Source organism: Pseudomonas sp. USTB-Z (assembly GCF_019691255.1).
Lineage (GTDB): Bacteria > Pseudomonadota > Gammaproteobacteria > Pseudomonadales > Pseudomonadaceae > Aquipseudomonas > Aquipseudomonas alloputida.
This window is the reverse complement of the sequence record NZ_JAECZP010000012.1, coordinates 163,020-173,626: the sequence shown is the minus strand read 5'-3', so window position 1 is coordinate 173,626 and position 10,607 is coordinate 163,020. Positions and strand designations below refer to the sequence as shown.

Sequence of the window (10,607 nt, the reverse complement as noted above, 5' to 3'; positions counted from 1 at the left end):
CTTCCCCTTGCCGGGTGTGTAGAGGACTTTCACCCCCAAGTCACCAGCGAGGCCACCACAGCCAAGCTGGTTGCGCTATCGCGCAACGCGCCATGCCTGGCGCACCATAAAAAAGGCCACCCGAAGGTGGCCTTAATGAACTAGAGAGTGTTCGAACTTACACGGCCGCAACAGGGCGCATGTACGAGATCGGTGCCGTGCTGGCATCTTCGAAAGTGACCACTTCCCAGGCATCGGTTTCAGCAATCAGCTTGCGCAACAGCTGGTTGTTCAGCGCGTGGCCGGACTTGAAGCCCTTGAACTCGCCGATCAGGCTGTTGCCCAGCAGGTACAGATCGCCGATGGCGTCGAGGATCTTGTGCTTGACGAATTCGTCTTCGTAACGAAGGCCGTCTTCGTTGAGCACGCCGTCCTCATCGACCACGATGGCGTTCTCGACACTGCCACCCAACGCAAGGTTGTGCTTGCGCAGGTACTCGATGTCACGCATGAAGCCAAAAGTACGCGCGCGGCTGACTTCCTTCACGAACGACGTGCTGGAAAAGTCGACGCTGGCGCTCTGGGTCCGGTTGCGAAGCACCGGGTGATCGAAATCGATCTCGAAGCTCACCTTGAAACCTTCGAAAGGCAGGAACGTGGCGCGCTTGTCGCCCTCTTCCACGGTTACCTCACGCAGGATGCGGATGAACTTCTTGGCTGCGTCCTGTTCTTCCAGGCCGGCAGACTGAATCAGGAATACAAAAGGACCGGCGCTGCCATCCATGATCGGCACTTCCGAGGCGGAGAGCTCGACGTAGGCGTTATCGATGCCCAGGCCCGCCATGGCGGAGAGCAGGTGCTCGACCGTATCGACCTTGACGTCACCGTTGACCAACGTCGTCGACATGGTTGTCTCGCCGACGTTGGCCGCACGCGCAGGGATCTCGACCACAGGGTCGAGGTCGGCGCGGCGGAAGACGATGCCGGTGTCAACAGGTGCAGGCTTGAGGGTCAGGTAAACCTTCTCCCCGGAGTGCAGACCGACACCTGTGGCACGGATGGTATTCTTCAGGGTGCGTTGTTTAATCATGGCATTGGCCGCTTCAGCGCAAATTGCGAACAGGTATCAACAAAGGCTGGGGATGATAACAGACCCAACCTTTGATGAATACCAATCACCTTTATACCCCTGATAAATTCCATTAATCAGCCTGACGACGCAGGAATGCCGGGATATCGAGGTAGTCCAGGTCATCCTGAGGGTTCAGTTTAGCGGCTGCGGCAGCACCTGCATGCGCCTGGTTGCGCATGACGGTCGGACGCTCCAGGTCACGGTAGTTGACCGCTGGCTGCTCCTGGCGCACCGGCGCAGGATTGGACGCTTCGTACGCCTGCTGGGCAGTCTGCAGGGTATTGTCGACCACCTTCACAGGCTTCTCGATGCGTGCGCCCAGACCAGTGGCCACCACGGTCACGTGCAGTTCGTCACGCATGTCCGGGTCGATCACGGTGCCGACCTTGACCATCGCGTGGTCGGAGGCGAAGGCTTCGATGATGCTACCCACGTCGGAGTACTCACCCAGCGACAGGTCCGGGCCTGCGGTGATGTTCACCAGGATACCGCGGGCGCCCTGCAGGTTGACGTCTTCCAGCAGCGGGTTACGGATAGCTGCCTCGGTGGCTTCACGTGCACGGTTCGGGCCGCTGGCGCAGCCAGTACCCATCATGGCCATGCCCATTTCACCCATCACGGTGCGCACGTCGGCGAAGTCGACGTTGATCATGCCTGGGCGCTTGATGATGTCGGAGATACCGCGTACGGCACCGGCCAGTACATCGTCAGCCTTGGCGAAGGCAGACAGCAGGCTGGCATCCTTGCCCAGGATGGTCAGCAGCTTCTCGTTGGGGATGGTGATCAACGAGTCGACGCTTTCAGCCAGCATGCGGATGCCTTCATCGGCGATCTGCATGCGCTTGCGGCCTTCGAACGGGAACGGACGGGTCACCACTGCAACGGTGAGGATACCCATTTCCTTGGCCACTTCGGCAATGATTGGCGCTGCACCGGTACCGGTGCCGCCACCCATGCCGGTGGTGATGAACACCATGTTGGTGCCCTGCAGCACTTCAGCGATGCGCTCACGGTCTTCCAGCGCGGCCTGACGGCCGACTTCCGGATTGGCACCGGCACCCAGGCCCTTGGTCACACCCGTGCCCAATTGCAGGATGGTGCGCGCGCCAATGTTTTTCAGCGCCTGGGCATCGGTGTTGGCGCAGATGAATTCCACGCCTTCGATGCTGCTCTTGACCATGTGATTGACGGCGTTGCCGCCACCACCACCAACGCCGATCACTTTGATGACCGGACTTTGCGGGACGTTGTCTACGAGCTCGAACATTTTCCCTCTCCTTACAGTTCTCTAGTTGTTGCGCCTACCACTACTGCTTTGAAACTTAGAAGTTGCCCTGGACCCACTTCTTGAAGCGTTCAAGCACTGGGGCCTTCGGTTCATCGCCATAGCTGTTGCTGCTGCTGTTGCTGTTACCGGTCAGGGCCAAATCCTCGGACTGCTTCAGCAGGCCGTAGGTGAGCAAGCCCACACCGGTGGAATAGATCGGGTTGCGCACCACGTCGCTCAGCCCCCGAACGCTGTGCGGCACGCCCAGGCGTACCGGCATGTGGAAGATTTCCTCGGCCAGTTCCACGGCGCCTTCCATCTTCGCGGTGCCGCCAGTGAGGACGATGCCGGCGGGCACCAGGTCTTCGTAGCCGCTGCGGCGCAGTTCGGCCTGGATCAGGGTAAAGAGCTCGTCGTAACGTGGCTCCACCACCTCGGCCAGGGCCTGGCGCGACAGCTCGCGCGGTGGGCGATCGCCCACGCTTGGCACCTTGATGGTCTCGCCAGCGCCAGCCAGTTTGGCCAAGGCACAGGCGTAGCGGATCTTGATTTCTTCGGCGTACTGGGTCGGGGTCCGCAGGGCCATGGCGATGTCGTTGGTCACTTGGTCGCCTGCAATCGGGATGACCGCCGTGTGGCGGATGGCGCCCTCGGTGAAGATGGCGATGTCGGTGGTGCCGCCACCGATGTCCACCAGGCACACGCCCAGTTCTTTTTCATCATCGGTCAGCACCGAATAGGCCGAAGCCAGCTGTTCGAGGATGATGTCGTCGATTTCCAGGCCGCAGCGGCGCACACACTTCTCGATGTTCTGGGCGGCGTTGACGGCGCAAGTGACCACGTGAACCTTGGCTTCCAGACGCACGCCAGACATGCCCAGCGGCTCGCGCACGCCTTCCTGGTTGTCGATCACATAGTCCTGCGGCAAGGTGTGCAGCACGCGCTGGTCGGCCGGAATCGCCACGGCCTGGGCGGCGTCGAGTACGCGCTCCAGGTCGGCCAGGCTGACCTCGCGGTCACGGATGGCAACGATGCCGTGGGAGTTCAGGCTGCGGATGTGATTACCGGCCACACCGACGAACGCCGAGTGGATACGGCAGCCGGCCATCAGCTGCGCCTCTTCCACGGCGCGCTGGATCGACTGCACGGTGGACTCGATGTTCACCACCACGCCTTTTTTCAGGCCACGGGACGGATGGGTGCCGATCCCGACGATTTCCAGGGTGCCGTCTTCGCCCACTTCGCCCACCAGCGCCACCACCTTGGAGGTGCCAATGTCCAGCCCGACGATCATTTTGCCGCTATGCGCGTTTGCCATGGTCCTGCCTCTCTCTAATTCTTCGCAACGGCGGGTTGGGCCGTCGTCGGTGCAATCGGTTCCCGCCAACCAACGGCAAGTCCGTTGGAATAACGCAGATCAATGCGGGCGATAGTGGTGATCTGGTCTTTGAGTGTCTTGTCGTAAATGGCAATGAAACGGCGCATCTTCTCCACCAGATGATCGCGCCCCAGCAGCAACTCGATGCCTGGCCCGGCACTGCTCGCACCGGTGGTCAGGAACCAGCTGCCTCGCTCGCGCAGCTCCAGGCGAGCGATGGAAAAGCCCAGGGGGCGCAGCATCTGGCTCAATACCTGATACTGCTGCATGACTTGTTGCTGAGCACGCTGCGGCCCGGCCAGCTGCGGCAGGTGCTCATAGTTGGCCAGCTCGCGCGGGGTGAAAGCCTGACCCTGGTTGTTGAGCAGGGCTGCGTCCCCCCAGCGTGCCACCGGCAGCTGCTCTTCAAGGCGGATCACCACCTCGTCGGGCCACACCCGGCGCACTTCGGCGTGTGCGATCCACGGCATCTGCTCGAGCTCGGCGCGCATCGCCGGCAGGTCGACGCTGAAGAAGCTCGCCGCCACGTAGGGCGCGATACGCTGCTGCACCGACTGCTGGCTGATGTAGCTGAGGTCGCCCTGCACATCGATCTTGGTGATCGGGCGGTCGGCGTACGGCATCAGGCGAATGGCGCCCTCGTAGGCACCAAAGCCGGCCGCCACCAGCAACACCGGCCACAGCAAGCGCTTGAGGCCGCCCAGGCTTGGCCGGGGCAGGCGCGCCGATACGGGCTCGTCGGCCACCAGCCGGCTGGCACCACGCGGCACCGGCTTGCTACGGCCGGTAACGGGTTGCTGCTGACGTATCATCGCGCCTTGCATGGTTATTAACCTCGCGTCGCCACGCTTTCGGCCAGGATTGCCAGCACCAGTTGCTGGAAGTCCAGGCCAGCCGCGCGGGCCGCCATGGGCACCAGGCTATGATCTGTCATGCCTGGTGCGGTGTTGACTTCGAGCAGCCAGAACTGGCCCTGCTCGTCCTGCATCACGTCCAACCGCCCCCAGCCTTCGATGCCAATGGCATCGCAGGCGCGCGCAGTCAGGTCGATCAGTTCCTGTTCCTTGACGCTATCCAGCCCGCACGGGATGCGGTACTGGGTATCGTTGGCGATGTACTTGGCGTCGTAGTCGTAGAACACGTGCGGCGTACCCAGGGCGATCGGCGGCAGCACCTGGCCGCGCAGTACCGCGATGGTGAACTCCGGACCGTGGATCCACTGCTCCACCAGTACCTGGGAATCGTATTTGGCGGCGTCCTGCCAGGCGGCGACCAGTTCCTGGGCGCTGTTCACCTTGGCCATGCCGATGCTAGAGCCTTCATGGGCGGGTTTGACGATAAGCGGGAAGCCCAGTTCCGTACTGGCCTGCAAACAATCGCTTTCGCTCGCCAGCACCGCGTGGCGTGGCGTGGGAATGCCCAGGCTCTGCCACACCTGCTTGGTGCGCAGCTTGTCCATCGCCAGCGCCGAAGCCAGGATGCCGCTGCCGGTGTAGGGGATGCCCAGGCACTCCAGCAAACCTTGCATGCTCCCGTCTTCACCGCCACGGCCGTGGAGGATGATGAAGGCGCGGTCAATCTTCTCGCTCTGCAGGCGTGCGAGCAGGTCGTCACCGACGTCGATGCCAACCACGTCGACGCCGGCAGTGCTCAGCGCATCGATCACTGCGGCGCCAGATTTCAGCGACACCTCACGCTCGGCGCTCTTGCCACCGTACAGCACGGCGACGCGGCCGAACGCCTTGACGTCCAGGGTCGACTGCAGCTTGTCGTAGGCGCTGGTCATTTCGACTTCTCCTGCTTGGCGCCTGCGAACAGCGGGCTTTTCATCAACTGCGGGGCCAGGCCGCCGACATCACCGGCACCCTGACAGATCAAAATGTCGCCAGCGCGCAGCAGTGGCTTGACCAGCGGTGCCAGCTCGACGCCGCGCTCGATGTAGATCGGGTCCAGCTTGCCGCGCTGGCGGATGCTGTGGCACAGCTGACGGCTGTCGGCACCGGGGATCGGCTCTTCGCCGGCCGGGTAGACCTCCATCAGCAGCAGCACGTTGGCATCGCCCAGCACCTGGACGAAATCGTCGTACAGGTCGCGGGTGCGGCTGTAGCGGTGCGGCTGGTAGACGATCACCAGGCGGCGGCTTGGCCAGCCACCGCGCACAGCCTTGATCACCGCCGCCACTTCGGTGGGGTGATGACCGTAGTCGTCAACCAGCATCACACTGCCGCCTTCGACCGGCAGCTCGCCGTATACCTGGAAGCGACGACCGACACCCTGGAAGCCGGACAGGCCCTGGACGATGGCCTCGTCAGTAATGCCTTCGTCAGTGGCGATGGCGATGGTCGCCAGGGCGTTGAGCACGTTGTGGTTGCCGGGCATGTTCACCGAAACCTCCAACGGCTCGCGATCACGGCGCAGCACGGTGAAGTGGGTCTGCATGCCCTGCTGACGCACATTGATGGCGCGGATGTCGGCCTCTTCGCTGAAGCCGTAGGTCACGGTCGGGCGCTTCACCTGCGGCAGGATCTCGCGAACCACCGGGTCGTCCAGGCACATCACCGCCAGCCCATAGAACGGCAGGTTGTGCAGGAACTCGACGAAGGTTTTCTTCAGCTTGTTGAAGTCACCTTCGTAGGTCGCCATGTGGTCGGCGTCGATGTTGGTGACAACCGCGACCATCGGCTGCAGGTGCAGGAAGCTGGCATCGCTTTCGTCTGCTTCAGCGATCAGGTAGCGGCTGGTGCCCAGCTGCGCATTGGTACCGGCAGCGGTAAGACGGCCACCGATAACGAAGGTTGGGTCCAGGCCACCGGCGGCGAACACTGAAGCCAGCAGGCTGGTCGTGGTGGTCTTGCCGTGAGTACCGGCAACGGCCACGCCATGGCGGTAACGCATCAGCTCGGCGAGCATCTCGGCACGCGGCACCACCGGAATGCGCCGCTCCAGTGCGGTGGCAACTTCCGGGTTGGCCGGGTTGATGGCGCTGGACACCACCAACACATCGGCGGTGGCAGCGTTCTCGGCGCGGTGGCCGACGAAGATCTCAGCGCCAAAGGACTCCAGGCGCTCGGTCACCGGCGAGGCTTTAAGGTCCGAACCGGACACTTCATAGCCCAGGTTCAGCAACACTTCGGCAATACCGCACATGCCCACGCCGCCGATGCCGACGAAGTGAATGCGGCGAATACGGCCCATCTTCGGCTGGGGCATGGCTTTCTGGCTCTCAACCATGGGCCACCTCCAGGCAGATATCGACCACGGTGCTGGTTGCAGCAGGTTTGGCCAGGCGCCGTGCGGTGCCAGCCATGACGTTGAGTTTCTCGGGTTGCATCAGCACCTCGTTCAGGCGTTCAGCGAGTTGCGCTGCGCCAGTTGTCGCTTGTGGCATCAGGAAGGCAGCGCCTTCGCGGGCCAGATATTGGGCGTTGTGGGTCTGGTGATCGTCGATCGCGTGGGGCAAAGGCACCAGCATCGAAGGCAGGCCTGCTGCCGCCAGCTCGCTGACAGTCAGGGCACCGGCTCGGCACACCACCAGGTCGGCCCAGCCATAGGCTTGAGCCATGTCGTTGATGAAGGGCTCTACCTGAGCCTCGACGCCCACCTCGTGATAACGCTCGGCGGTGATCGGTGCGTGCTGCTTGCCTGCCTGGTGGAACACCTCTGGCCGCAGCGCCGCGGGCACTTCAGACAGGGCCTTAGGCAACAATTTGTTCAATGGTTCCGCACCCAGGCTGCCACCGAGCACCAACAGGCGTGCGCGGCGCTCGCCCAAGGGCACGCGTTGCGCGTCCATGAAGAGTTCCGGGCGCACCGGGTTGCCGGTGGTGCGACGCTTGTCGCTGGCCTCGAAGGTGTTCGGGAAAGCTTCGCAGACCCGCGCCGAGAGTGGCACCAGCAACCGATTGGCGGTACCGGCCCTGGCGTTCTGCTCATGGATCACCAGTGGCACGCCGCACAGCCGCGCGGCCACGCCGCCGGGGCCGGTCACATAGCCGCCAAAGCCCAGGACACATACGGGCTTGAGCTGGCGAATGATGCGCCGTGCCTGCAGCACGGCCTTGACCAACGTGAAAGGCGCCTTGAGCAACGACAGCTTGCCCTTGCCGCGCAAGCCGCTGACCTGAATCAGGTGCAATGGCAAACCCGCCTGTGGCACCAACTCGTTCTCGATGCCACGCGGGGTGCCCAACCAGTGCACGCTGTAACCGCGCTTCTGGAACTCACGGGCGCAGGCCAGCGCCGGGAATACGTGCCCCCCGGTGCCGCCGGCCATGATCAATACATTTTTGCCTTCAGCGGCCATGACTGGTCTCCTCGGCAAAATCGCTTTCGCTGAATTCGTGCTCCTCACTGCCCAGATGCGTGCGACTTTCCCACTCGATGCGCAGCAACAGGCCTACGCAGGCGCAGCAGATCACCAGCGAGCTCCCCCCGTAACTGAGAAACGGCAGGGTCAGGCCCTTGGTCGGCAGCAGGCCGACGTTCACACCGATGTTGATCAGGAACTGGCCAATCCACAGGAAAGCCAGGCCGAACGCCATGTAGGCGGCAAAGAACTGTTTGGCCTTCTCGGCCCACAGGCCGATGTACAGGGCGCGCACGGTGACGAACACAAACAGCGCGACGGTCAGCAGCGAGCCGACCACGCCCAGTTCTTCCGCCAGAACCGAGAACACGAAGTCGGTGTGCGCTTCAGGCAGGTAGAACTGCTTCTGCACGCTGTTGCCCAGGCCAACGCCCAGCCACTCGCCACGGCCGAAGGCGATCAGTGCCTGGGTCAGCTGGTAGCCGGAGCCGAACTGATCGGCCCAGGGGTCGGTGAACGTAATAAGGCGCGCCATCCGGTAGGGCTGCGCCTGGACCAGGACAAATACCGCCAGCACCGCCAGCACCACCATCAGGCTGAAGCGGAACAGCCCCACCCCACCCAGAAACAACATGGCCGCCGCCGCCCCCATCATCACCACCGTGGCGCCGAAGTCCGGTTCCATCAGCAGCAAGGCGGCCATGGGCAGCAGTACGATGAACGGTTTGAAGAAGCCCATCCAGGTTTCGCGCACCTCGGTCTGTCGGCGTACCAGGTAGCCGGCCAGGTAAATAACCACGAACACCTTGGCGATTTCCGAAGGCTGCACGTTGAAGAAGCTGAAACCGATCCAGCGCATGGAGCCGTTAACCTCACGGCCGATACCTGGCACCAGCACCAGTACCAGCAGGCCGAAGGCGCCAAGCAGCATCATGAAGCCCATGCGCTGCCAGGTGGCGATCGGCACCAGCATGGTTGCACCGCAGGCCACCAGGCCGAGAAACACGTACACCAGGTGGCGGAACATGTGATACAGCGGGTTGCCGGACTGTACAGCAGCCACTTCCGAAGAGGCCGAAGTGATCATCACCAGGCCCAGACCCAGCAAGGCCAGGCAACCGGCAAGCATCGGGAAGTCCAGGTCGACGCCACGGCCGCTGATCAGCGGCGACGGGTAGGGTTTGAAGATGCCGAAGATCATGCAAGACCTCCCGCTGCCTGGGCGAACAGACGCCCCCGTTCCTCGAAGTTCTTGAACATGTCGAGGCTGGCGCATGCTGGCGACAGCAGCACGGCATCGCCGGCCTGGGCCAGCTCGGCACACTGCTGTACGGCATCGTCAAGCGTCTTGACCCGAACCAGTGGCACGGCATCGCCCAAGGCCTCGGCCAGGCGCTCGGCATCACGGCCGAGCAATACCACGGCGCGGCAGAAACGCTTGACCGGCTCGCGCAGCGCAGTGAATTCAGCTCCTTTGCCGTCACCACCGGCGATCAGCACCAACTTGCCTTCGATATCGGCGCCCAGGCCTTCAATGGCGGCCAGGGCAGCACCGACGTTGGTGGCCTTGGAATCGTCGTACCAGTTCACGCCATTACGCTCGCGTACCCACTGGCACCGGTGGGCCAGGCCACCGAACTCGCGCAGGGCCGCGAGCATGGGCTCGAACGGCAGGCCGGCAGCATGCCCCAGGGCCAGCGCCGCCAGGGCGTTGCTCTGGTTGTGAGCACCGCGAACCTTCAGTTCACGCGCCGGCATCAGCGTCTGGAACTCGAACGCCAGGTATTTTTCACCGTCCACTTCACGCAGGCCAAACGCTTTGAAGTCGGGCGAGTTGAGGCCGAAGGTCCAGCATGGTCGGCCTTCCACCGGCAGCGGCCGGCTCAGGGCGTCCTGGCGGTTGACCACAACCTGGCGGGCACCGCGGAAAATCCGGTGCTTGGCCAGGTGGTAGGCCGGAAGGCCGCTATAGCGGTCCATGTGGTCTTCGCTGATGTTCAGAACAGTCGCCACTTCGGCGTTGAGCTGGTCAGTGGTTTCCAGCTGGAAGCTGGAAAGCTCCAGCACGTACAGCTCGATGTCATCGGCCAGCAGGTCGAGCGCCGGGGTACCGAGGTTACCGCCCACGGCCACGCGTTTGCCGGCCTTGGCGGCCATTTCACCGACCAGCGTCGTGACGGTGCTCTTGGCGTTGGAACCGCTGATGGCAATGATCGGCGCCTTGGCATGGCGAGCAAACAGCTCTATGTCGCCAGACAGCTTCACGCCACGCGCGGCCGCCTGCTGCAAGGCCGGCGTGGCCAAGGCCAGACCGGGGCTCACGTACAACTCGTTGGCGCGGCACAGGAAGTCCACATCCAGTTCACCACAGCGCACTTCCACCTGCGGGTAATCACGGCGCAGGGTTTCCAGTTCCGGCGGTTGCTCGCGGGTATCGGCGACCGCAAAGGCAATGCCCCGGCTCGCCAGGAAGCGAACCAGGGACATGCCGCTCTTGCCGAGGCCGACAACGATGCGGAATTGGTCGGAAGCGATCAAAGACACG

At 63.2% G+C, this 10,607-nt stretch carries 9 protein-coding genes; all 9 read right to left on the bottom strand.

Annotated elements, in window-relative coordinates; translation table 11 throughout:
• Positions 1–157 precede the first annotated feature (157 nt).
• Positions 158–1,069, bottom strand: coding sequence for a UDP-3-O-acyl-N-acetylglucosamine deacetylase (lpxC, locus tag I8746_RS16005; protein ID WP_003251873.1), 912 nt, complete (start codon positions 1,067–1,069; stop codon positions 158–160).
• Between the two features lie 112 nt (positions 1,070–1,181).
• Positions 1,182–2,378: a cell division protein FtsZ gene (ftsZ, locus tag I8746_RS16000; RefSeq protein WP_003251871.1), complete on the bottom strand. Its 1,197-nt coding sequence runs from the start codon at positions 2,376–2,378 to the stop codon at positions 1,182–1,184.
• Between the two features lie 55 nt (positions 2,379–2,433).
• Positions 2,434–3,696, bottom strand: a complete 1,263-nt coding sequence (gene ftsA / locus I8746_RS15995) for a cell division protein FtsA (protein WP_003251867.1) — start codon at positions 3,694–3,696, stop codon at positions 2,434–2,436.
• Between the two features lie 14 nt (positions 3,697–3,710).
• The gene (locus I8746_RS15990; protein ID WP_003251865.1) at positions 3,711–4,580 is read right to left on the bottom strand and encodes a cell division protein FtsQ/DivIB; all 870 of its coding nucleotides are present in this window, start codon (positions 4,578–4,580) and stop codon (positions 3,711–3,713) included.
• 5 nt (positions 4,581–4,585) lie between these two features.
• Entirely contained in the window at positions 4,586–5,542 is a 957-nt protein-coding gene (locus I8746_RS15985) for a D-alanine--D-alanine ligase (RefSeq protein WP_003251863.1), read from the bottom strand.
• Complete coding sequence (gene murC, locus I8746_RS15980) at positions 5,539–6,987, bottom strand: UDP-N-acetylmuramate--L-alanine ligase (RefSeq protein WP_003251860.1); 1,449 nt, start codon at positions 6,985–6,987, stop codon at positions 5,539–5,541. The genes I8746_RS15985 and murC overlap by 4 nt, the downstream gene beginning before the upstream one ends.
• The gene (gene murG / locus I8746_RS15975; RefSeq protein WP_003251858.1) at positions 6,980–8,059 is read right to left on the bottom strand and encodes an undecaprenyldiphospho-muramoylpentapeptide beta-N-acetylglucosaminyltransferase; all 1,080 of its coding nucleotides are present in this window, start codon (positions 8,057–8,059) and stop codon (positions 6,980–6,982) included. Before murG ends, murC begins: the two co-directional genes overlap by 8 nt.
• Complete coding sequence (gene ftsW / locus I8746_RS15970) at positions 8,049–9,263, bottom strand: putative lipid II flippase FtsW (protein WP_003251856.1); 1,215 nt, start codon at positions 9,261–9,263, stop codon at positions 8,049–8,051. Before ftsW ends, murG begins: the two co-directional genes overlap by 11 nt.
• Entirely contained in the window at positions 9,260–10,606 is a 1,347-nt protein-coding gene (murD, locus tag I8746_RS15965; RefSeq protein WP_003251854.1) for a UDP-N-acetylmuramoyl-L-alanine--D-glutamate ligase, read from the bottom strand. Before murD ends, ftsW begins: the two co-directional genes overlap by 4 nt.
• Between the last annotated feature and the right edge of the window lies 1 nt (position 10,607).